Origin of the sequence: Roseivirga sp., from assembly GCF_965216855.1 — a bacterium.
Taxonomy (GTDB): Bacteria; Bacteroidota; Bacteroidia; order Cytophagales; family Cyclobacteriaceae; genus Roseivirga.
On the sequence record NZ_OZ244204.1, the window covers coordinates 4,282,079 to 4,303,694 of the forward strand.

General features: G+C 44.2%; 21 protein-coding genes. 10 read left to right on the forward strand and 11 right to left on the reverse strand.

All coding sequences use genetic code 11. The annotated features are described in order from the left end of the window. The first annotated feature begins 135 nt into the window (after positions 1-135). The 3 genes from ACOOEY_RS18885 to ACOOEY_RS18895 are packed head-to-tail and all read left to right on the forward strand — an operon-like array spanning position 136 to position 2,828. Entirely contained in the window at positions 136-855 is a 720-nt protein-coding gene (locus tag ACOOEY_RS18885; protein ID WP_420386282.1) for a hypothetical protein, read from the forward strand. Between the two features lie 3 nt (positions 856-858). After that, a complete protein-coding gene (locus ACOOEY_RS18890; protein ID WP_420386283.1) occupies positions 859-1,968 on the forward strand; it encodes a helix-turn-helix domain-containing protein in 1,110 nt (369 codons plus the stop codon). 11 nt (positions 1,969-1,979) lie between these two features. After that, positions 1,980-2,828 carry a DUF2911 domain-containing protein gene (locus ACOOEY_RS18895; protein ID WP_420386284.1) on the forward strand — a complete coding sequence of 283 codons (849 nt, stop codon included), beginning with the start codon at positions 1,980-1,982 and terminating at the stop codon, positions 2,826-2,828. Positions 2,829-2,880: 52 nt separating this feature from the next. On the opposite strand, the gene ACOOEY_RS18900 is transcribed toward ACOOEY_RS18895, so the two are convergent. The 3 genes from ACOOEY_RS18900 to ACOOEY_RS18910 are packed head-to-tail and all read right to left on the reverse strand — an operon-like array spanning position 2,881 to position 4,160. Continuing rightward, complete coding sequence (locus tag ACOOEY_RS18900) at positions 2,881-3,297, reverse strand: SRPBCC family protein (protein ID WP_420386285.1); 417 nt, start codon at positions 3,295-3,297, stop codon at positions 2,881-2,883. A 54-nt stretch (positions 3,298-3,351) separates the two neighbouring features. After that, on the reverse strand, positions 3,352-3,729 hold the full coding sequence (locus ACOOEY_RS18905; protein ID WP_420386286.1) for a DoxX family membrane protein: 378 nt from the start codon (positions 3,727-3,729) through the stop codon (positions 3,352-3,354). Then, positions 3,726-4,160, reverse strand: a complete 435-nt coding sequence (locus ACOOEY_RS18910; protein ID WP_420386287.1) for a VOC family protein — start codon at positions 4,158-4,160, stop codon at positions 3,726-3,728. Before ACOOEY_RS18910 ends, ACOOEY_RS18905 begins: the two co-directional genes overlap by 4 nt. Before the next feature lie 111 nt (positions 4,161-4,271). Here ACOOEY_RS18910 and ACOOEY_RS18915 point away from each other — a divergent pair, with 111 nt between their 5' ends. From ACOOEY_RS18915 to ACOOEY_RS18925, 3 genes are all read left to right on the forward strand, one after another. After that, entirely contained in the window at positions 4,272-5,237 is a 966-nt protein-coding gene (locus tag ACOOEY_RS18915; protein ID WP_420386288.1) for a GlxA family transcriptional regulator, read from the forward strand. A gap of 209 nt (positions 5,238-5,446) precedes the next feature. Beyond that, positions 5,447-7,273: a hypothetical protein gene (locus tag ACOOEY_RS18920; protein WP_420386289.1), complete on the forward strand. Its 1,827-nt coding sequence runs from the start codon at positions 5,447-5,449 to the stop codon at positions 7,271-7,273. Between the two features lie 2 nt (positions 7,274-7,275). Then, positions 7,276-8,310 carry a hypothetical protein gene (locus ACOOEY_RS18925; RefSeq protein WP_420386290.1) on the forward strand — a complete coding sequence of 345 codons (1,035 nt, stop codon included), beginning with the start codon at positions 7,276-7,278 and terminating at the stop codon, positions 8,308-8,310. Positions 8,311-8,565: 255 nt separating this feature from the next. Here the strand turns inward: ACOOEY_RS18925 and ACOOEY_RS18930 are convergent, their stop codons facing one another. Then, positions 8,566-9,009 (reverse strand): hypothetical protein, encoded by a 444-nt coding sequence (locus ACOOEY_RS18930; protein WP_420386291.1) that lies wholly within the window; start codon positions 9,007-9,009, stop codon positions 8,566-8,568. Positions 9,010-10,668: 1,659 nt separating this feature from the next. On the opposite strand from ACOOEY_RS18930, the gene ACOOEY_RS18935 reads away from it, so the two are divergent. The 4 genes from ACOOEY_RS18935 to ACOOEY_RS18950 all read left to right on the forward strand — a co-directional run bounded on the left by ACOOEY_RS18935 (position 10,669) and on the right by ACOOEY_RS18950 (position 15,076). Next, positions 10,669-11,673 (forward strand): hypothetical protein, encoded by a 1,005-nt coding sequence (locus ACOOEY_RS18935; RefSeq protein ID WP_420386292.1) that lies wholly within the window; start codon positions 10,669-10,671, stop codon positions 11,671-11,673. A gap of 116 nt (positions 11,674-11,789) precedes the next feature. Continuing rightward, on the forward strand, positions 11,790-12,323 hold the full coding sequence (locus ACOOEY_RS18940) for a hypothetical protein (protein ID WP_420386293.1): 534 nt from the start codon (positions 11,790-11,792) through the stop codon (positions 12,321-12,323). A 135-nt stretch (positions 12,324-12,458) separates the two neighbouring features. Further along, the gene (locus ACOOEY_RS18945) at positions 12,459-14,318 is read left to right on the forward strand and encodes a tetratricopeptide repeat-containing sensor histidine kinase (RefSeq protein WP_420386294.1); all 1,860 of its coding nucleotides are present in this window, start codon (positions 12,459-12,461) and stop codon (positions 14,316-14,318) included. 104 nt (positions 14,319-14,422) lie between these two features. Next, on the forward strand, positions 14,423-15,076 hold the full coding sequence (locus ACOOEY_RS18950) for a response regulator (RefSeq protein ID WP_420386295.1): 654 nt from the start codon (positions 14,423-14,425) through the stop codon (positions 15,074-15,076). A 31-nt stretch (positions 15,077-15,107) separates the two neighbouring features. Here ACOOEY_RS18950 and ACOOEY_RS18955 read toward each other — a convergent pair whose 3' ends face one another. The 7 genes from ACOOEY_RS18955 to ACOOEY_RS18985 all read right to left on the reverse strand — a co-directional run bounded on the left by ACOOEY_RS18955 (position 15,108) and on the right by ACOOEY_RS18985 (position 21,569). Beyond that, positions 15,108-15,554 carry a GNAT family N-acetyltransferase gene (locus ACOOEY_RS18955; protein WP_420386296.1) on the reverse strand — a complete coding sequence of 149 codons (447 nt, stop codon included), beginning with the start codon at positions 15,552-15,554 and terminating at the stop codon, positions 15,108-15,110. 76 nt (positions 15,555-15,630) lie between these two features. Beyond that, positions 15,631-16,425, reverse strand: a complete 795-nt coding sequence (locus tag ACOOEY_RS18960) for an oxygenase MpaB family protein (RefSeq protein ID WP_420386297.1) — start codon at positions 16,423-16,425, stop codon at positions 15,631-15,633. A gap of 40 nt (positions 16,426-16,465) precedes the next feature. Further along, positions 16,466-18,100 carry a serine hydrolase domain-containing protein gene (locus ACOOEY_RS18965; protein ID WP_420386298.1) on the reverse strand — a complete coding sequence of 545 codons (1,635 nt, stop codon included), beginning with the start codon at positions 18,098-18,100 and terminating at the stop codon, positions 16,466-16,468. Between the two features lie 87 nt (positions 18,101-18,187). Beyond that, a complete protein-coding gene (locus ACOOEY_RS18970; protein WP_420386299.1) occupies positions 18,188-18,523 on the reverse strand; it encodes a potassium transporter KefB in 336 nt (111 codons plus the stop codon). A gap of 203 nt (positions 18,524-18,726) precedes the next feature. Further along, entirely contained in the window at positions 18,727-19,416 is a 690-nt protein-coding gene (locus tag ACOOEY_RS18975; protein ID WP_420386300.1) for a DsbA family oxidoreductase, read from the reverse strand. Between the two features lie 75 nt (positions 19,417-19,491). Then, a complete protein-coding gene (locus tag ACOOEY_RS18980) occupies positions 19,492-20,115 on the reverse strand; it encodes a class I SAM-dependent methyltransferase (protein ID WP_420386301.1) in 624 nt (207 codons plus the stop codon). Positions 20,116-20,117: 2 nt separating this feature from the next. Continuing rightward, positions 20,118-21,569 carry an amidohydrolase family protein gene (locus tag ACOOEY_RS18985; RefSeq protein ID WP_420386302.1) on the reverse strand — a complete coding sequence of 484 codons (1,452 nt, stop codon included), beginning with the start codon at positions 21,567-21,569 and terminating at the stop codon, positions 20,118-20,120. Positions 21,570-21,616 lie beyond the last annotated feature (47 nt).

The following is a 21,616-nucleotide window of genomic DNA, read 5'->3' on the forward strand; positions in this document are numbered from 1 at the left end:
ATCATCAAATGATTAAGTCAATTGAATTCGAGGTATTTTTCCTCTTTTCATGTACCGATACGGAATGCGTACCTCTACAGACCTTTTTTTCTTCAATGCTATATAAGCGGCCGATAAATTGGCGGCATGAAACATATGAAGCAATTTCGAGCCATGAAGTCAGTTTGCTCTTTTAGCCTACTGGTCTATCTATGTACATTCAGTACTCCGGTCTCTGCTCAATCGGATTCAGTTGCCTTTAGTTTGAAGAAGGGAGAGGTATTAGATCTTCTTTTTCTTATTCAGAAACCTGAAACTCAAGCACTCTTTAAAGATTATGTCAGGACAGCTTTTCCCGTGGGAGAAGAGATGAGTTATAAGTCACTGACCGGATTTAGAATAGGAGTGAATCTTCAGGGCAATTACCAACCTCAATCACTGATCTTAGCCAAGTGGGACAATATGGAGAAAAGAGAACGGTTCCTCACTGAAATTGAAGATGCTGTCCCTGACTTTCATGAAAGAAGGCGGGCTATCTGGTCATCATTTTGTCTGACTTATTATGAAGTGCCGTCAGATATTAACTTCGCGGTTCGCAAGGGTAAGTTTACCGTAATTACAGCCTATTGGTCAGATAATGAAAGGGCTTTTGGGCGATTCAAACAGGAGTGGTTAAAAGAAGTCCAGCGTGCCGGTGGTCGGGTGAGTTTGTTGATGGAAGACGGAAAGTCTCCATTAGGCTACTTTTATCAACCTGATCTGTTAATTATGACGGAGTGGGAGAATGAGGAGTCATTTGAACTCTTTCATCTTCTTAACCTTAAAATGAACCATAAAGGGGTAAAGCACGTGAATCAGTTGGCCCTCAATTATTAGAATATGCAGGTACTCCTGAATCAACTTGTTTACTTCAGCTTTCTTCAGAGTCTTTTTCTGTTGTTCGTCTACTTGTTTTCTCCAAAGAGCAGGCAAAATATTAATGGGTACCTCATCTTTTTCATCATCATTCTCACGGTAGGCTTATCGGGGAGAATTGCTTACCTGTCGGAAGTAGTGGAAGACAATTACAGGTGGGTGGTATTCTCTGAATTTTCCACTTTAATGTTCGGGCCAACCATTTACCTCTTTACAAAATCTTCTCTCTATGGCGAGAGGTTCAACATCCGAAACCTGTACCATTACCTGCCGGCATTGCTGTACAATGTGCTGGTGGTATTGTTCTTTATACTGCCTTCAGATGATGAGTTGAGGTACAGAGCTGCCTCTGGTGAACAGATGAGAATTATCCTTTTGTTCGTTGGTTTCGGTTTGGCATTCAATATCACTTACTGGTTGAGGTCGGTAGGCCTGTTCCTGAAATTCAAGAGGAGTATACAGTCAGAACTGAGTTATGTGGTGCGGTCGCGTTTCTTTGCCAATTTCCTGATTGCCATAGGTTGTTGTCTGCTTTGCTGGACTATCATGTATACTATGAGCCTTTTGGGCTTCCAGATACTGAATAGGGTAGCGTGGCAGACCGTTTGGATCAGCATAGCACTTATTATTCTGTTCATCGCTTTTTATGCACTCAGGTCACCGGAGCTTTTCAAAATAACCGGACTGAGTACTTCTAAAAAGTACTCCAACTCCAAGCTTTCTCAGTCAGATTTAGAGCAACTTGAATTGAAGTTGAAAGAGCTAATGGAGCAAAAGAAACCTTATCTCAATGCCAGACTTTTGAAGGCCGAACTGGCTGAGATGCTGGAGGTAAGCAGTCCTGAGGTGGCCAGACTGCTCAATGAACGCATTGGGATGAATTTTTTCGAATATGTCAATTACTACAGAGTCAGGGAGTTTGTAGAGTTAGCTAAATCGGAGAAGTATAAGAACCTGACACTTTTTGGTCTGGCTCAGGAGGCAGGCTTCAATTCGAAAACCACATTTAACAAGTCATTTAAAAGTCTTATGGGGGAATCTCCCTCAGATTATTTCAAGAATCAAACTTCTTAATTAAAACAGTTATGCTTAGAAAATTACATTGGGTACTGCTGATGTCGGCAGTGCTTTCAGGATCATCTATGGCCCAGTTAAGGGTGCCAGATTTAAGTCCAAATGCCCATATCAGGCAGGATATCGGTATGAGTAGCATCGAAATTGAATATTCCAGACCCAGCGCCCGTGGCCGACAGGTGTTTGGAGAAGATGGGTTGGTGCCATTCGGGGAGGTATGGAGAGCCGGAGCCAATGCAGCAACAAAAATCACTTTGTCGGACGACTTTGAGTTGAACGGGCAGCTGTTGAAGAAGGGGACTTATGCCATGCTGGCAAAACCTTCCACCGAATTCTGGGAACTGGAGTTCTATCCTTATGAAAGTGAGAATTGGTTAAGCTATGTGCCGAAGACTCCATTTTTGGTAGTCAAAGCCGAAATCAATAAGCTTATCGGTTCTACTGAGACTTTCACCATAGGAGTAGAGGAGGTTACCTTAAACAGTGCCAAACTGGTACTACTATGGGAAAACCTGAAGGTCACTGTTCCTTTCAAAGTGGAGGTAGATCAAAGAGTGATGGCGCGTATTGAGCAGGTCATGGAAGGGCCTGGCAACAATGACTACTTTCAGGCAGCCTTATTTATGCATGAGCGGGGAATAGACCTGGAGCAGGCACTCGGGTACATCAGAAAAGTGACGGTTGATGAGAATGCTTTGTTCTTTCAGGTGCATAGAGAAGCCTTGATTCTCTCTGATTTGGAAAGGACCGAGGAGGCTATCGAGGTGGCGCAAAGGTCATTGATACTATCAGAGAGGGCTGGTAATCAGGACTTTGTCAGATTGAACAAACGCTTGATTGATAAGCTCAGGGAGCAATAATGAGAAGGCCCTACTCCGAGAAGCAGGGCCTTCTTATACATTTCGAATGGAATTAACTGTTCTCAGTATGCTTCTTATAGTTATTCAAAATGGCCTGCCAGCCGTCACGCTGCATTTCTATAGGGTTTTGCGTTTCAGCATCGAAAGTGGTGGTTACCAGTACTGAGTTTCCCTGATCCGCGAAGGTAGTTTCCACTACTCGTCCATCTTCCAGGTGGTAGACAAGTCGTTTCTTATCCTCTACCACATCATAGATGCCTTCAAAGTCGAAGCCGAAGCTGCCGTCCTTCGCCTCCATTCTCGATTTCATTTTACCGCCTACTTTAAGGTCGTTTTCGGCCGATGGGCAGTGCCAACTGTCATCGGCAAAGTTCCACTGGGTAATGTGTTCGGGCTGTGTATAGCTATCCCAGGCAGTCTGGATGTTTGTGTTGATCGTGGCTTCAATGGTTATTTTCTGGAAAGTCATGTTGTTGGGTTTTATGATTCAATGTAATTGATTTCTGCGTTATCCGGATATGCTCTATTTGATCATAACCAAATACTTCTGTCTGTTCTCCAAAATAATCCAGCCTTCAATGGCTAATAGGATAATGACTAATGGTAAGCCAGATGGAGCTGCCGTAATATTGGTTAGTGTAATACCGACCAGAATGGGCAAAAGGATCATGGCTCCAAGGGCTCTGTACCTGGGGAAAATGAAGAGTACACCTCCGATGAGTTCGAAAATTCCGACCAGTGGAATCAACCAGCTGATTTCCATCATGGCAGTCATGAGGTTGATCATATCTGCCGGTATATCTTCCGGCATTGGCATGTAGTGTAAGAATTTATCGAGGCCTGCATTGATGAACATCAGTCCAAAGAGCAGACAAATGACGAAGCGAATTTTGGTTTTCATGGTTTATTTTTTTGATTAATGATTTCTTGTTCCTGTTGATGAAAGAGCCATTGATTTCCATACTTATCTGTAAGACTACCGGCCATCCGGCCATTTTCATCTACTGTTAATTCAGTGTCTATCCGGCCACCTTCCAGTAGTCTTGAGAAAACTGCCTCTGCTTCTTCCTCATTGATATACTCCAACATTATGCTGATTTGGTTTCCGGGTGATAGTCTGTGTCCGGTCAGGTCAGAACCCAATAAGACCATTTGATCTCTGGTAAGTCTGGCCTGAAGAATCAGGTGTTTCATACTCTCCGGGAAGCGATGTCCATGGGTAGTTTCACCCAGCGTATGAAATGACAGTTCACCGCCCAGACACCGCTGATAAAAGCTCATAACTTCTCTGCAATTGCCATTAAATAGGAGGTAAGTAACCAGTCTGTTCATTATTCTTTCATTCAACATCACAAAGTTGCAGCACTTGAATCGGACTTGGTGGGTGTGAAACCGTCTCTCTCAGGGGTTGATTGCGACAGGAGGATCACTTAACTTCAGACCATGAAAAACATCTGTATACTGGTGCCAGAGATGGCAGTGACTGAAGCCGTTTCCAATCCCCGCTATATGTTTTCAGCGGCTAATCAGTTTTTACAAGCCGCTGGTCGCGAACCACTTTTCAATGTGGAGTTGATTGGTGTCTCTTCTCAGGTAGCAGTACATGATGGCTATTGCAGCATCAATACCACCCGGCTCACGAGTCAGCCATCGCAGATGGATCTGGTGATTATCCCTGCTCTTTTTGGAGATATGTCCACTGCGGTTGAGAAGAATGAGGCACTCATACCATGGATACTTCAGCAGTACCATCAGGGAGCCGAAGTAGCTTCGCTTTGTGTGGGAGCTTTTCTGTTGGCTGCTACAGGCTTACTCGATGGTAAGAAGTGCAGCACACATTGGGCTTATTATCAGGAGTTCAGGGAGACCTATCCGGAGGTGGAAGTGCAGGATGGAAGCGTAATCACTGAAGAGGGCAGGGTATACTCCAGTGGAGGAGCTAATTCTTACTGGAATCTCTTGCTGTACCTGTTGGAGAAGTATACAGATCGGGATACGGCAATTCTCGCTTCCAAGTACTTTGCAATTGATATCGATCGGGAAAGTCAGGCACCCTTTATGATCTTCAGAGGACAGAAAGACCACAATGATGAAGAGGTCAGGCGTGTACAGGAATACATTGAGCAGCACTTTGCCGATAAGATCACAGTCGATGAGTTAGCTGACATGGTGGCTGTCAGCCGTAGAAGCTTTGAGCGCAGATTCAAGCAGGCCACCAGCAACACGATATTAGAATATATTCAACGCGTTAAGATTGAAGCTGCCAAGAGATCTTTCGAAGCTACCCGAAAAAATATCACTGAGGTGATGTTTGATGTGGGTTATACAGATACCAAGGCTTTTCGCAGTGTCTTCAAGAAGATCACCGGACTCACACCCATCGAATACCGGGATAAGTACAGGAAGTAGCGGCTTTCTATTTTCCGTTTTACCTATTGTTAATGATGTTCACCTATTGACAGATTGTCAAGCCCCTTCTCTCAGAGGTGCTAAATCTGTTTCAAGGTTCAATAAGTAATGCCCTAGCATCTGGCCTAATCTCATATTTACGTCAATTGGCGTATTGAGCTGAGCTGTTACCCTCCATAGGTTTGTAAAGCATGAAATAACAAACCGCTATGCTTCACAAAAAACGAGCTCTCATACTGCTTTTAGTCTTATCAATAGTGTTGGCCTGTGACCCCAAAGAAGATACAGATCCAGCCGTTGAAGCTGTTCAGAACATCTCCTTCACACAAGTAATGGCTCCTTCTCCATTCGCAGCTGCAGACTATATCAGTGTCAGCCCTAACGGACAGTATATGGTCTTCTCTCTTCAACAGAACACTGCTTTCAAAGACTATTACTCTAATGACGCAGGTGAGACAGTACATGAACTCAACCTGAACAGGACGATTTACAATCGAAACAGGCCTGTCCAGACAAACATTAGCAATGATGGCCTCTTCCTTTTTGAAGGCGGGCTTTTTAACCTGAACAATGCCGGGCCGACCATGCACAATGCCACAGGGGTGACTGATTCAGGTAAACTGATCTACATTCAGAATGACGGAAGCCAAGGTCAGACTTTCTTCTTTGATGATAATGGCACTTATGTAAGTACCGGGGTTCGGCTGGAGATGGATGCTGATTATTACCTCGGTACATCAGGTGAAAAAATGGGTTTCTTCGATCATACGAATAAAACCATTGCCGAATTTGATGCAACACAGGTAACCTACAATCAAAGAACCCTCGATCTGGATTATGGTCGTATTGGTGGCTTTGGTCAGTATACAGGGGAGATTAAAACCGCTTACAGCTATGGTTACTTTGCCTATGCCAAAAGTGGCGGTTTACTCATTATTTCCCCTAACGATGAAGTTACTTATTATGTCTATCCGGCCATGGGAGCCAGTTATCACAATACCGTTAGACTGAGCTTGTTCAGAGACAGGGCTTATGTTCAGTTGGTAGATGGTAATACCTATGAAGCTTATCAGGGTGAGTTGAACAAGGTAGATATGAGTTTTCCCATTGAAAGGGCAGGAGATGGTATTTACACTCAGGGCTTTATTGAAAATGGGGACCGATTCAGGAGTGGAATTATCAAAACTGAAAATGGACGTCAGGAATACCTTCCACTCGATATGGGATACCAATACCCTTCCGGATATATGTTTGGAAAGGCTTATGCGATAGGTAATTATGTATATGCTGAAGACAAGGTGTTCGATAGGAATAACAATACTTATGCAACTTCACCCACAGGCGCCATAACCAGCATTTTGCACGATGATGGAAGAACCATTGCCTACACCGAAAGCGGAACTTATACCACAATCAATGGGAGGGACTGGAACCTGGAAAATACCAATCCACCTGCTCCCGAACTGGTAACCAAAGGCACAGATGGGCTTTACCATGCTTTGACAGTAGAAATCAAGGTATATGTATCCCCCGGTACCCAGGCCAGAACCTATTCGGCAGACCTAAAAGCATATACCTCCGGCAACGGTATCGACTGGACCGAGGTATCAGGTTCGGCAACCAATCACCTGGGCTATGGGCCACGCCTGATCAGTTCAGATGGGGTGGTTTATACCAGAGACACGAATGCAGGAAGCATCGGGTCCGCCAGGCTCAGTGAAGATTTTGGAGTCAACTGGCAAGGTTTGCTGGACGGGATGAATCTCGACAAAAATGAGCCGGTTCCTGATGGTTTCAAGACCAGCCAGTTTGAGTTGAGCTCAGGGAGATTTGTGTCCATTGTGTTTGAGTTTGATGGAGAAATGGAGATTTCCCTCTGCGAAAGTTCCACAGGAGGCTGCACAGAGCAGACGCTGCAGGTGAGTTTCGATGCATCAGATATGTACCAATACGATGAAGACATTACCCTTACTGCCAACGATGAGTTTGTGTTTAACACATTGGATGGTGTCTACATTTCCAGCAGCCTGAAATAACGATGAAAGAGCAACTTCCACTTTCACCTGAAGATATCAGCAAGCTGAGAAAACAGCTCATTCCCATGCTAATCTTCCCCTTTATTGTTGTGGGTATGTTTACCGTATTTTACAAGCTGGCCTTCAGAAATATGGACGAAAGCTTCTTTCAGGATGGTATCAGTGAGAAGATCTTCATGGGCTTTGCGGTATTGTTCCTGAGTATTCTCGGCTATATGGTCTGGTCATCTGTCATCGACATTAAAAGAGGATTCAAATACCGGGTAACCGGAGTCGTGACTGACAAGCGACTGAATATTCAGACCTCTACGCGACACAGTTCTGCGGGTGGCCGGTCAGGAAGTTCCGGTACCAGCTTCAGTACAACCAAGCACTATTATCTCTACATCAATGATGAGGAATTCCCGGTTGACTATAAAAATTACACCAGGGTGAAGGTGGGTTCTCATGTGGTGATGGACAGAGCACCAAAATCGAGACTAACGCTCTCCTTAACCGTCATGTCGAAGGAGGAGGAATATCCAAAGACTTCAACCGATATGCTTGCGGAAAATGTGAAATTTCTGGAGCGCCAGATGCAGGAAGAACGCTTCAATGATAATGATTTCCATGCCCTGAAGCAGATTTTTAAGGTACAAACCCGAAAGAGACTACTGTTTATGTTGCCCTTTGTAGTTATTGTCTTCGGTATGATTTCCAATGGGTTGACCGGATTCCTCATCATCATGTTTCCCCTGTTTGTCATTCCCTTATGGCAGGGAGTGAACGCCATGCGCAGATGGGGTGAATACATCAAAAATAAAGGGTATGCCCATAAACGTGCAGTTACCGCCTTGGTAGAAGACAAACTTACCGTTACCGGCAATCGAAGACGAGGAGTCAATAAAGTCATCACTACTCGGGGTACACTGGCAGTGAGCACTGTATTATACGATCAGCTCAATGTAGGAGAGAGGGTGATCATTTTCTTTCCCCGGTATGGCAAGCAACCACTGAGTGTGATGAAGCTGAATAAGGAGGAGTTTTATCTGTTTTAGATGATCGGGTAATTGGGAAACTGGGGAATTGGTGAATTGGGCAATTAGCGGGGTCGGATCTGAAAACTGAAATAGTCAGTTCAGGCTGTCAATCAGAGGGAGGGACGACCGAAGAATACCCTAAGGTTTTGAAAATTAGTCAGTAGTAGTCTTTAGTTGAGTGTCAGGTGAATTACCTGGTTAATTGAGAAGCAGCACGGACGGTGCTGCTTTTTTTATGCGACATAAAGATTTTGTTGGAAAGAATGCTCTTATTCAAATATTGATTGCAGTGTCAATCTTCGCTTGAATACCATTGAAGTACTCTACATATTCAGTCAAATCGGTATCAACCCATTCTAAAAGTTCATAAATCTCTGTTTTGATATCTTTTGCCTCTGTGAAGTCTATATTCCTGCTGTTAAAACAAATAGGCTCATTATGGTAAATGCGATTTCTAAATGCTCGAATTCTATTCAATTTTTGATTGATTAAACTTCTGTTGGCATGAGGAGGCTTATTTGGGAAAGAGTGAATAGGTGAACCTCCAATCAACCGATAATGGTGAGAATCAAAGAAATTTGTCCAGAATCCGAAAGACTGCTCAGCAATTACTTTTCCAGAAGTAACAATGCCTCCTTTTCTGATAATGGTGTTTTCAGCTTTCTGAATACTCTTTTTGAGGAAATATTTTGAAGGAGCTAAAGTAGTGCTGCTCATAAACCCTGATTTTTCAGTGATAATCCAATTTGGGTTTGAAAAATGACTTGAAACATGATAGTTGATTGTGTTTCGTAAGATGATTTCAAAAAGATTCAGAACTGGATAGAAAGCCTGAGAAACACGAAGGTTAACACGGTATAGCTTCTGTGCTTTCGTTTTTGAGTTCCCAGTTGCTGTAAGAAAACGTTGAAGTCTGGGTTGAGATAAATAGTATTCAAGCTTTGAGTATTCCATCCGTCCTATTTGTTTGAATCAAAAAGATGGTCTATTTTTACATTGTAATGCTTGATCAAGCCTCTTCCCATCAGGGAACGTAATCAAGTCTAAGATTTTAAAAGCTCTCGTCTGTCGGGAGCTTTTTGATTTTACACTACTTCTCAACTCTGTTGATCGGCCTCTTGACATATGAGTTATCTCCCGTGAAGTATTAAGAGTGGTTATAAGTTATTTCTACTGAAAGTAATGTGTGTTATTCTTATAGAAACACTGTAATTTAAATAAATTATATGTTTTATAATTTGTAAATCTATATAGTTTTAAAAAATATTCATAAAATTGAAATTTAGGACGTGTTGAAGTACTTGTGCAAGGTTGCCGGATTACTGTAACATCTACCTCTGAACCCTCATGCCTGAGGATTGCAGGAATCTCTCGTTTGAGTTGCTATACTCCAGAGAACTCTTCGCACCCATGCTTCACTTCGTTTCTCTTCCCTCACATGATGTTTGCAGATACGCTATCGGTTCCGTCACTGCGAGGCACGAAGCAGTCTTATTTGCCGGGAGATTGCTTCGGTCGTTCCTCCCTCGCAAAGACGTGACCGGTGTGATTCTGCCAACCCATACTAAGGGCGGGTTTGGAAAGCTGCCGGCTTGATATTACCGAGTGAAATAGCGTAAACCAATCTGGTAGACTTGCACTTGATGGTGAATAATTGATGGTACCATGCCGGATTGATCTCGATACGCTATCGGCTCCGTCACTGCGAGGCACGAAGCAGTCTCATTTTCCGGGAGATTGCTTCGGTCATTCCTCCCTCGTAAAGACGTGACCGGTGTAATTTTGCTAACCCGTACTAAGGGCGGGTTTGGAAGTCTGCCAGTTTACTATTACCGAATGAATTAGAATAAAAAACCTGTTACACTTGCACTTAGCCGTAAATGATTAATGGCAATCTTTTGCCCTATGTCGGATTGATCTACACTATCGGTTCCGTCACTGCGAGGTACGAAGCGGTCTTATTTGTCTGGAGATTGCTTCGGTCATTCCTCCCTCGCAAAGACGTGACCGGTGTGATTCTGACAACCCATATTGAAGACAGGTTTGGAAAGCCGCCAGCTTGATATTACCGAGTGAAATAGCGTAACCAATCTGGTAGACTTGCACTTGATGGTGAATAATTGATGGCACCATGCCGGATTGATCTCGATACACTATCGGTTCCGTCACTGCGAGGCACGAAGCAGTCTTATTTACCCGGAGGTTTTGACTCAGGTCCGATTTCTTCCTCACAATCCCGGCAGAAACAGATAATTTCCTAACTCCCCGTTTCTCTACTTCTCCGAAGCGATTACGTCAATTGCCGTATTGAATGCCGTAGGTGCGAGGTCTAGTTTTGATATATCAATCATTCAAGACCTAAAACAAGCATTGAATATGAAAAGGAAAATATGTCTGGCTATGCTGGTTTCTCTATTCACCAGCCTGAGCCTTTTCTCCCAAACAGTGGAGAACTACAATATCAAGAAACTGGGCCCGGCCAATCTCAACTATCGCAAAAGTCCCAAACGAATCATGATTGCCGACTTCCAGGTAAATTACCAAACAGCCTTAAACCTTGAAGATGAGAAGAAAGGCGGTAAAATGTGGCGCGGAGGAATTAAAGGCGATGCCAAAGCCTCAATTACTGTTGTACTGGACGGGTTGAACCCTGATGATCTTCAACGACTCACCGATCAGCTATACGAAGCTTATGTGGCCGATCTGAAAGCGCAGGGCTTTGAAATTGCACCTATTGAGGAGTTATGGAATAACAAGCTGTACGAAAAGAACCGCGAGAAGAGATGGGAACTCAAAGCCGGTAATGGTCCTGAACAAGGCAAGGAATTCGGGATGATCTTAACCAGACCATCGACTCAGAAATTTGTCGTGGCACAAAAAACAGTTGATAAACAAAATGGTAGCCCGCTGGCACAGTTGAGCGATTATGAAGAGAGTACCGAAAGGAAACTAACCAATCAGAAAACGGACTTTATCTTCAATAAAGTAGTGCTTGAGGTCATCGTTTTTGAAAACAGCCAGAGTGAATTGTCGAGAACACTGAACCGACATGCAGGTGCTGCACAGGTGAAAGCGGAAACTACTTTTAAAATCAGTGAAACCAGCTCTAACCGCTTTGGTATGGGTACTTTCATCGCCAAGAGTGGTATTGAAGTAGCTGATGTCCTGGAAAGACAGAAGTTCGAGGCTGGACAGAATGCAGACACCGACAGGCTGGGTACTGATATGGGTGTTTTGAGAGTATGGAGAGTAGAAGATAGAGAAGAGGCCAATTATGCCACGGTAAAATGCGATCCTGAGAAGTATTTAAAAGGTGCCGAAATGGGAGCCGGGGCCTTCTTGAAAAGCACAGTAGAAGCTATGGCTGATAAGGCCAGGTAAGTCCAATGCTGCTTCAGCCTAAATATGTTACTATGCTTATAGCACTGTTGTCCCTTTCTTGTCAAGGCAGGGGACAGCAGTCTTTGAGCCATTGTGACGAGATCAAATCTTTTTCAGTGAACCCAGAAGAGGCCAGAAGAAATGGTCTTCCCGAAATATCATTCGAACTGAGCTATCCCTCCAATATGATTTTTGAGCCGGCAAAAGCAGGTGAGAAGAATTATAACTACGCTACTTTCTATTTGCTGGATGAGGCAGGAAATAGAAGCGATATGGTTTCTGTTGGATATTATACGATGGAAGGGGATGACGGACAGACCATAGATGTCCTCAATGAACAACTGATTGGCCAAATCCGGAATATCTATCGCTCCAGCTTTGACCTCAGCTATGAGTTTTCCGGCAAAAGGAGTTTCTATGGTAAGGAGTACCCTATGTATCAGGCCATTGGTTCTATTGACAGAGCTGAAGCCCAATTTGTGGGTACTTACTATATACAAGCCATGCTTATTCGACCAACACCGAGTGCCGGGACAGGTCTGGTATTTATTTTTCAATCCAATGAGAACGCTGGCATTTTCGCTTTGTCTGATATAGGTGCCAAGGGGTGTTCTTCAATTATCTGGAGTAGTTTAAAATTTAAAGAGTAGTCCAATTCAATTTGTTGTCTATTTTTAATGATGCCTTTAGCTAAACACCTTCGCTTATCCATAGCGGTTGCTTTTCTGTTGTTTTTGACTCTCTGTTCAAGGGCTCAGAGTATATCTCAATCAGAGATCGATGCATTGAAAGACTCACTTGTTCTGAAAAAGGGGAAGGAACGGGTTGAATTCCTGGGAGATATCGGGTTTAAGTACCGCACGATTAATACTGATAGTGCATGGCATTATGTACAACAGGCTTATAAGGAGGCTGAGGCTCTGGGAGACAAGGACTTACAAGGCAGGATTTCGATGAACCTGGCAATTCTGAAAACAGAAGCAGGAGACTATGAAGACGCTATTCAGTCTTACAAATTAGCCATGACTTTGGTTGATTCTACCAATGGCTCCCCGACATTGAGTTTTGTGTATCATAATATGGCCAATGCCTACGAGCGAACAGGCCTGATTGACACGGCCATCTACTATTCATTAAAAGCACTCAGGCGTTATGAGATTGCCAGTGATTCACAAAGGATGGCCTCTGTTCGGCTCAATATCGCCAGTCAATACAGAGTGATTAAGGAGTATGAACTATCCGAAAAAGTAAATATGGAAGCCCTTGAAATGTACAGGGCTTTGGGCGATGTGTTCTTTCAGGCTGCCGTGGAGAATAACCTGGCTTTGCTGAACAATGAACAGGAACGATATGAAAAGGCACTTCAGCATGCCAGGGAATCGCTGAGACTCTGGCAGTCGGTTGAACAGAGACTGGTTGTTGCTTATAGTTATACCAATTTAGGGATAGCACAAAAGGGTTTGGGTCAGCTCAATGAAGCAGAGGAATCTCTGAAAAAAGCACTGGCTCTTCAACAGGAAAGAGGCGATCGATATGAAGTAATCTTTCTCAAAATGCATTTGGCAGATGTATTGAACAGAAAGGGTAATTATGCTGAGGCAGCCACTCTGGGGCAGGAAGCATATCAGGGAGCTGTAAATGACGACTTGCTTACCTTTCAGCAGAAAACAGCTCTGACGTTATCCGGAATCTACGAGAATAGGGGCAACTATAAAGATGCTTTAAGCTACCTGCAAAAGAGTAAAGCAGCTCAGGATAGCCTGTTTATGACCGAAAAGGCCAAGGAGGTTTTGAAGCTGAAGGAGCAGTATGAAACTGAACAGAAAGAGAATGAAATTCTGCGTCAGCAAAATGAGCTGATTGAAAATGAACTGGCGTTGAAAAGAAGGAATAATCTATTAATGGCCGGTGGTGGCTTAGTGATTGTGCTATTGGTAGTGGGCATTTCACTGCTCAGGGTTCAGCGCCTGAAAGCGGAACGGATTAAACATGAAGCAGCCCTGGAGCGTGCGCTGACAGAAGCTAAAGCCCAGGAAAACCTAAAGGAACAGCGAATTCGGATTGCCCGCGATTTGCATGATAATATTGGTTCACAGCTAACCTATATCACCTCCATTACCGATACCACCAGAAAGGGCCTCGACAAGGGTGAGGCCTTTCTGTCCGAAAAGCTGACGCAAATGAAGCAGTTTACACTGGTTACCATATCTGAATTGCGTGATACCATTTGGGCCATGAATAAGGATGAGATTAGCCTGAGGGATATTCAGGAGCGGACACAGCAGCTCGCTGCTACCATTCATGATGCTACAGATGATAACATTCGGGTACGCACGGAAAGTGACTCAGGTGACAAGGTGCTCAATGCCTTTGTTGGGATGAATCTGTTTCGAATCATTCAGGAGTCCATCAATAATGCAGTGAAACATGCAGAAACCCAGGAAGTACTGGTGGCTTACAGAGATTCAGGAAATGCCGTAGAGGTGGTGGTACAAGACTTTGGGAAAGGTTTTGATGTCAACCTGCAATCTTCCGGTAATGGGCTGTATATTATGAAAAACCGGGCCGAGAAGGCCGGAATTGAATTTGCACTGAGTAGCATCGTAGGTGAGGGAACTAAGGTGGAGTTGAGGGTGAAGGTTTAGAAATTTCAGAGTGTTGGTGCTCGAAAATTCTGAGGGTGACAAGCCGGGGCCAATATGGAATCAAATAAAGACTAAAGAGGAAACTCAGGTTTAAGGAATAATCAATGAAAACACGATTGGCGATAGTAGACGATAATACATTTTTAGCGAGGGCTATCAATGAGAAATTGTCTGGTTATGAGGATTTGGAAATCAAATACACGGTTCACAATGGAAGTGAATTTTTGGCCAATCTGCAGAAAAATCATAATCTCGATCTGGTGCTTATGGATATTGAAATGCCAGTACTCGATGGCATAGAAACCGTCAACATTGTTAAGCAGAAGTATCCCCACATCAAAGTCCTAATGCTGACGGTCTTCGATAATGATGAGAATATCTTCAATGCCATTCGTGCCGGAGCAGACGGTTATCTGCTCAAGGAAATAGAAGGGGAGAAGTTATATAAAGCCATTAAAGAAACGCTGGAAGGAGGAGCAGCCATGAGTCCCTCCATCGCGGTAAAAACCCTGAAATTGCTTCGGTACCCCGAGAAGCAGGAGTCTTTTAAAGTAGAAGAAGAATTTGTGGAACTGAGCAATCGGGAACAGGAGGTGCTGGAACAATTGGCTGAGGGCCTCAGTCATACTGCTATAGCCAATAACCTGTTTCTTTCTCCCGGCACTGTGAGAAAGCATATAGAAAACATTTACAAAAAATTACAGGTGCATAATAAGATGGAAGCGGTACAAAAAGCCAGAAGGCAAAGCCTAATTTAGCTTTTAAGCTATACCTGCTTTGGTGGGGTCTTCAAAGCGTATAGTAAAAATGAAGCACGTCTTCCTCTTCAGTAGGTTGGGTAGATCTGTAGAAATTAACGGCATGGTGGTCAACCCGATCGGCCTGGACAAAGACCTCCTCATAACCTAATGCCCGGCAGTGATTTTTGGTGAAGTTGATCAGTTGTTTGCCAATGCCTTTCCTCTGGTGCTCTTCCAGTATAGCCAGATCGAAAATATAGGCCAGGGGTTTTTCTGAGTAGTATTGATCCAATACATATACGGTGAGACCTCCAACTATCTCATGCTCTTTCAATGCCACTACCGGGAAGAAGTTATCCTTATTCAGTAGTTGTTGGAGGTGCTTTTCTTTGGGTAGGCTGAAGTTCTTCATCTCGAAAACCTTCTCAAAAACAGCAACCAGTTGTTTGAATTCCTCCAGTTGGTTCGTACCCAATACCTTAATCTGAATGTCCATACGCCAGGGATTATATCATCGCATAAACGACATTGACAGTACATGGTTATAGGATATTTCTCTGTCGTGAACCAATTCAGGATTCATCCAATGCTTTAATCTGCTGCTTGTAGACTGAAGGTAGAACAAGGCTTTTTATAAAACCATCCAGCCTGATGATACGACTCAGCTTGTAGCCATGAATCATTAACCTGAGTAGGGTTTTCCGCTTAAAGCCCATTAATTCCCTTACCCTGGGAGGCACCACAAAGGCCTGTAGGTCTAGCAGCATCCGATAACGGACCACTCCCAGATGCTTGCGGTATTGCTGAAAGAGATCGGCAGTGTAATCGCTGAAGGCCAGGTGTTTCAGGAGATGGTCTTCCCTCATAGTTTGCCAGGCAGAGAAATCGTGAGGCAGATTGGGTATTTGCATGCGTTCTCCCAGTTGGTTGAAGACTCGTAATACTTCTTCATACTCTGCATGAGTCAGCGGCCTTTCCAGCAACTCATAAGCCCGGATAGAATAGTCAATCAACATGAACAGTACATCGCGATAGGCCCAGTCCGGAATCTGATATCCTCTTTTGGCTTCTACCGAACCATGAATGGTTGTGATAGAGTCTATGGCCTGGTAGGCCTCTTTTCGCCTGGAAAATACAATGCGTTTGGCATAGTTTACGGTTGAAAATAACCTGCCCAGAGGGTCGGATGGAAGCCTGCCTGTGAAATACAGCCAGTCGACTGCCTTGCTTAAAGCAAATTCTGCTGCCGCTCCGGCAAAAATGAAAAGAATGGTGTCACTCTTTCCCCAAATCTGGCGAACAATAGAGCCCTGATTGACAAAGTATTCAGACTCACTTACTTCCATTTCCGGTGCCATGACACTCATTCCTTCAATTTACATACTCCAAAATCGGCATACCGAAGAATCATTCAATTCTTTTAAACTTCACCCTGCTCAGTATAGGATTACTGTATTCCAGGGCAACCAATTCACCATCTGAATTGCTCAGAAACCGTACCTGCATTCTCCTGAAGTTGAACAGTTCGCTGTTGATTGGCTGAAATGGAATCTTTTGCATCGGGGCATGTTCCAGAAACATCAAAATACCGGTAGGAGTAGCCTGAACATTGAAAGTAGCAGCCATGTCATCACTGTGATATTTCCCTTCATAAGGCTTCAGATCTTCTGGCTTGGGCTCAAAAGGCATTACTCTGTTGTAGAGCTCGCGTTCCCCTTCCATAGAAATAAGGATAAACTGATCATCTGAAAGGTATTTGATTTTAAATGCATCTTCTGAGTGAAACTCCAGCATACCTTCAGGGTTAGCGAATGTATTGTTGTCAATGCTGTTTAGCATGGGGCCACCGGGAATTCCAAGTCTTCCGTTTCGGCTCACTACCTGAATGAGTTCAGTATTGGTTTCATTAACGAAACTACCTGTCTTCGCTTGTAGGGTCTCCTCAGGAATTTCGATAGACGTATCTTGAGTTTCAGGTGCAGGAAGCTGGTCTTCATTGAGGTAAAGTCTGAAAATGCGGTTGGCATAAAGGGTGCGGTTAGACTGTTCACCAGAATTACACATAATGGCAATGGAAAAACCGAATTCCGGCAAACGACCAAGCAAGGATTTATAGCCTCCCGCACTGCCTCCGTGCCAAATCAGTTGACCCAGGTCCATTTCCATATTGAAAAGTCCTCGGGCATAAGTCAGTTTCCGACCATTGTTCAGCCGGACTGGTTCCTGAAGTTTTTGTGAGACAAATGCTCCCAGTTTCTTCTGAGTCAAAGCATCATTCCATATTAACAGATCGCCTGCAGTGGTCATGAGTGCACCGCCACCACCACGGTCATTATCTTCCAATACAGCTTTTTGCCAGCTTTCGCCTCTTTTCTCATAGGCCAGGGCACGTTCGCTAATGGTTGAAGGTGTCTCGGTATAAATGGTGTAGCTCATGTTCAGTGGTTCGAAAAGTTTTTGTTGGGCAACCTCACCGAAAGGTTTTCCGGTTACCCTGGCAATGATTTCTTTCAATAGCACATAGCCGCTGTTGGAGTATGACCATTGCTCACCGGGAGGGAAGTTCAAGCCCTGTTGTTGTAAAGTCATCGTTAGTGCATCCTCATCCTGACTGGAGATCATTCTTAAACCCGTCCAGTCGCGGATTCCCGAGGTATGTGTCATCAGGTGGTTAATGTTAATGGTATATCCGTAGTCTGGAAGTTCAGGAATGTAATCATGAATGTCTGCTGAAAGTGACAAAGTGCCTTCTTCTACCATCATTAAGGCCGTTGCTGCCACAAATTGTTTCACTAATGAGCCGGCATCGAGCACGCTATTGGCCTCCAGCGGAGTTTGGGTTTCCAGATTAGCCAGACCATAGGCCTTTGTGAATTCTACCTGTCCATTGCGAGAAAAGGCACAAACACAACCAGGAGCATTTTCGCCCACCCAGCTGAAAATTTTGTCTATCTGATCCGATTTATCCTGAGCTGAAAGAGGTAAGGAAAGGGCTGATATAATGTGGATTAAAAAAAGGATGAAGATTCCCGGTCGTCTCATGTGTTGTAGGGGATTGTTTCGATTGTATTTCATTGTTGTTTTTGAGTTATATCCACTTTGAAATTCAAAGTGGATGTGTAAAATTTTTTAATTCCAATAGGTTCCATTCATACCGAGTACGGTACCCAGCCAAAGTGATACGGTAAAGCCAACTATGCCGATTATAAAGGCGAGGGCCTTGTTCCAACCGTTTTTCTCAAAAGTATGGTCGATAAAATAATAAAAGGCTCCTCCCATGGCTGTTGCGGTAGGGGTAATGATCAATGGTTTAACGAACCAGTATCTGGCCCAGGATGGGTCTGCGTTTCCGGCTGATACAATGAAGAGTGAAATCAGTGTGAGACCTATGACTGCTCCTGTCAATAAACTGCTTCTGAGTCGGGGCCATTGGATACTGTTCTCTGGTGTGGCTTGTCCTGTCATTTTGAATTATTTAAAAGTACTTTGAAATACAAAGTAAATTAAAAAAGCATATTCAATGCAAGAGGAGGGAGAGAAGTTTCTATTGAAAATGCGATACTACGCTCGGTCTAAAACCAATCTGACATGATGAGAAAGGGCTTCTATTGGGCAAGAGCTTTCATTAAGAGGTTAATAAGGGGTACTGTTAACGGTAAATGATCAGCTCAGCAGTTTCCATCTACATCGCAACTGTCGGCATCTTCTGATGGAGCAGCTGGTTGTTGTTCTGCCAAAACCTGATCTAATGTTGCTTTAAAATGCTCCACAGGTTGAGCTCCTGAAACGGCATATTTTCTATCGAAGACGAAGAAGGGGACACCCTGAACCCTGATCTGACGGGCTTCTTCAATATCGTTGTTTACATAGTTGGCAAAAGCCTCATTGGTGAGTGCGAGTTCTACATCGGCAGCCGTTAAGCCTACTCGTTCTGCCAATTCTATGAGCACTTGCTCATTACTGATATCCTTGCCTTCCGTGAAATAGGCGTGAAGCAAGGCCTCTTTCAGCTCATCACCCCGATTACTTCTTTTGGCCAGTTGCAGTACCCTGTGGGCCTTAAACGAATTGGCGACCACCGCCTTTTCAAAATGATAGTCCAACCCCGCATGGCTGGCCATGTCTTCAACCCTTTTGTGCATTTGTACAGACTCCTCGTAGCTGATGCCTTTGGCCTTGGCCAGGTATTGGTAAACATTATCCTGAACCTGATCGGGGATATTGGGATTGAGCTGGAAGCTTTTCCAGATAATTTCTACCTGTTCTTTTCCCGGGAACTCTTCTAATGCTTCTTCCAGATGTCGCTTGCCGATGTAGCAGAAAGGACACATGACATCACTCCAGATCTCAATTTTCATACAACGCTTAGTTATAGGTTCGATGGGTATAACTGAGTTTGCTCCGGATTGATTCAATCCATTTTAACTTTTGTCTTAAGCCTTTCTGGCAACAATAATCTGCTCGCTTGGCGAATTGGTAATAGTGTCTTCCAGAGTGATTTCCAGTTGATTTTCCAGAAAGAGGTCTTTTAGTTGATTTAGTTTAAAGGCATGTGGTTTGGGTACCAGGCGCAAACATGAAAGAAGGGTCAACATGGTTTTGAGCAGGGGCTTTTTACCCAGACAGGGGGTTACGGTAACCATTGTGCCTCCCGGTTGTAGCAGTTCGGCTAGTTTCTTCAATGTCTCTTTAGGGTCATCTACCAGGTGGAGCACATGAAGCACAATAATCAGATTGAATTGCCCATTGTCGAAGGCAAAGTCCCGGGTGAAAGTCACATTGGTCACACCTGCCTTCCCGGCCTTTAGACTGGCCTGCTCGATCATCCGGGAAGAAATATCGGTTCCATAAACCGATTTAACCTTTGGAGCGATGGCAACAGAAAAGAGTCCCGTGGCACAGCCAAAGTCAAGAACAGTATCCGTTGGCCTCAATTCCGATTGGATGAGTTGAAGGATTTGCTGCTGCTTCTTGCCGGCTTTTCTTTCCTCCCGGTCATAAGACGCGGCCATTTTATCCCAGAAGCGTTCCTGTCTGTTGTTGATCTCTTTGTTCATTTTTATAGCCCGAATTTCCCCTGCATTTCGTTCAGGATGATTTGCGGATCGAAACCCAGTCCGTTTTTGAATACGGTTTCTACTTTTTCAATCACTTTGGAGTTGGCTGTCAGGTCGCCATTGAGAATAACAAAACTGGCTCGTTTACCACTGCTTATACTACCGATGTCATTTCGGTTAAGCGCCCTCGCACCATTCGAGGTCATGACCTGAATGGCTTCTTCGGTACTAAAGCCGGCTTCCAGAAAAAGCTCAAAGTTTCTTTGGTCGCCAAAGCCCGGCAAAACATGTCTTCCGGCATCTACACCGCTACAAAGCAATCCGCCCATCTTAAAATACTGGTATTCAAAGGCCATCATGCGTTTCAATCGCTTGAGCCTTGTTTCATCCTTCATCTCTTTGTCGAAGGCTTTTCTTCTTTCTTCATAAAGTCCTTTCAGGTAGGGAGACATGGCTTTCAGGGCTCTGGCATCTGCATAGGCCCGCTGTGCTACGCTGGCTTCAAAGACGGAAAGTGTAGAGGTCATAAAGACTCCCTTATCGATCATTTGCTGTTGAAGCGCAATCACTTCTTCGCTATTAATTTGTAATTCGTCTATGTATTCACGGCCCCCGTCACACTGGCCAAAGGTCTTGTTGGTTCTGAAGTCGCTGGTACTGTTCAGGCCATGTTCTATGCCATCAATTCCCATTTCAGTAGCTTCTTTGAAGGTGATAGAGCACAAATGTCCTCTTACCCGGGCATTGTTGGCGTGGGCTACTTCAATAGCGGTCTTGAGATCTTCCGGTTTGGTGTTTCTGTAGACTTTGAACCATCTAACCCCCTTGTCAATCCAGTATTGTATGGTGTCTCTCAGGTGAGCCTCATCCCGGGGAATGATCATATTAGGATTACCTCCTGGGCCTGTGATAAAGGGAGCGCTGGGGATAATTTCTGGCCCGGGAAACTGGCCATTGGAAATTCTGCTGCTTAGTTTCAGTTCTTCATGAGCCGATGCAGCTCCACAGGTTTGAATGGTGGTTACTCCTGCGGCCAGATAGAGTTTGGCTGATGCTTCTCCGATTTCTGGAAATTGAGGGAAATGCAAATGGTTGTGCATGCCCACCAGTCCGGGGATCATAGTCTTGCCGCGGAGGTTTACCTGCAGGGCATGCGAAGGGATTTCAATAGTCCCATCATCACCGATGGTTGAGAAATGACCGTTCTCAATGATCACTGTCTGATTTTTCCTGACCGGGCCTCCGAGTCCATCAATCACATTCACTTCGGTGAAGGCAATAGTACCTGCTTTGTACTTGAGGTAAGACTGAAGGCTGTCTGATATCAACGTGGCTCTTAGGCCCGATAAAGCTGATTGATCAGTACCAATTTGAAAAGCAAACGATTCGCTGATTGTAGCTAAAAGGAGTAATAGGCCGGTAATGAAAAGTACAGGTAATTTCCTAAGTGGCATGTTAAGACTTATAGGTTTAATGAGTGGCTTGTAAATATCTGTGGAAT

Excerpts from the sequence above, each read along its gene's own strand:
- ACOOEY_RS18920 (WP_420386289.1), top strand. The coding sequence starts at position 5,447 with ATGCTTCACAAAAAACGAGCTCTCATACTGCTTTTAGTCTTATCAATA.
- ACOOEY_RS18910 (WP_420386287.1), bottom strand. The coding sequence starts at position 4,160 with ATGAACAGACTGGTTACTTACCTCCTATTTAATGGCAATTGCAGAGAA.
- ACOOEY_RS18900 (WP_420386285.1), bottom strand. The coding sequence starts at position 3,297 with ATGACTTTCCAGAAAATAACCATTGAAGCCACGATCAACACAAACATC.
- ACOOEY_RS18895 (WP_420386284.1), top strand. The coding sequence starts at position 1,980 with ATGCTTAGAAAATTACATTGGGTACTGCTGATGTCGGCAGTGCTTTCA.
- ACOOEY_RS18935 (WP_420386292.1), top strand. The coding sequence starts at position 10,669 with ATGAAAAGGAAAATATGTCTGGCTATGCTGGTTTCTCTATTCACCAGC.
- ACOOEY_RS18890 (WP_420386283.1), top strand. The coding sequence starts at position 859 with ATGCAGGTACTCCTGAATCAACTTGTTTACTTCAGCTTTCTTCAGAGT.
- ACOOEY_RS18975 (WP_420386300.1), bottom strand. The coding sequence starts at position 19,416 with ATGAAAATTGAGATCTGGAGTGATGTCATGTGTCCTTTCTGCTACATC.
- ACOOEY_RS18905 (WP_420386286.1), bottom strand. The coding sequence starts at position 3,729 with ATGAAAACCAAAATTCGCTTCGTCATTTGTCTGCTCTTTGGACTGATG.
- ACOOEY_RS18980 (WP_420386301.1), bottom strand. The coding sequence starts at position 20,115 with ATGAACAAAGAGATCAACAACAGACAGGAACGCTTCTGGGATAAAATG.
- ACOOEY_RS18985 (WP_420386302.1), bottom strand. The coding sequence starts at position 21,569 with ATGCCACTTAGGAAATTACCTGTACTTTTCATTACCGGCCTATTACTC.
- ACOOEY_RS18915 (WP_420386288.1), top strand. The coding sequence starts at position 4,272 with ATGAAAAACATCTGTATACTGGTGCCAGAGATGGCAGTGACTGAAGCC.
- ACOOEY_RS18885 (WP_420386282.1), top strand. The coding sequence starts at position 136 with ATGAAGCAATTTCGAGCCATGAAGTCAGTTTGCTCTTTTAGCCTACTG.
- ACOOEY_RS18955 (WP_420386296.1), bottom strand. The coding sequence starts at position 15,554 with ATGGACATTCAGATTAAGGTATTGGGTACGAACCAACTGGAGGAATTC.
- ACOOEY_RS18950 (WP_420386295.1), top strand. The coding sequence starts at position 14,423 with ATGAAAACACGATTGGCGATAGTAGACGATAATACATTTTTAGCGAGG.
- ACOOEY_RS18970 (WP_420386299.1), bottom strand. The coding sequence starts at position 18,523 with ATGACAGGACAAGCCACACCAGAGAACAGTATCCAATGGCCCCGACTC.
- ACOOEY_RS18960 (WP_420386297.1), bottom strand. The coding sequence starts at position 16,425 with ATGAGTGTCATGGCACCGGAAATGGAAGTAAGTGAGTCTGAATACTTT.
- ACOOEY_RS18930 (WP_420386291.1), bottom strand. The coding sequence starts at position 9,009 with ATGAGCAGCACTACTTTAGCTCCTTCAAAATATTTCCTCAAAAAGAGT.
- ACOOEY_RS18965 (WP_420386298.1), bottom strand. The coding sequence starts at position 18,100 with ATGAGACGACCGGGAATCTTCATCCTTTTTTTAATCCACATTATATCA.
- ACOOEY_RS18925 (WP_420386290.1), top strand. The coding sequence starts at position 7,276 with ATGAAAGAGCAACTTCCACTTTCACCTGAAGATATCAGCAAGCTGAGA.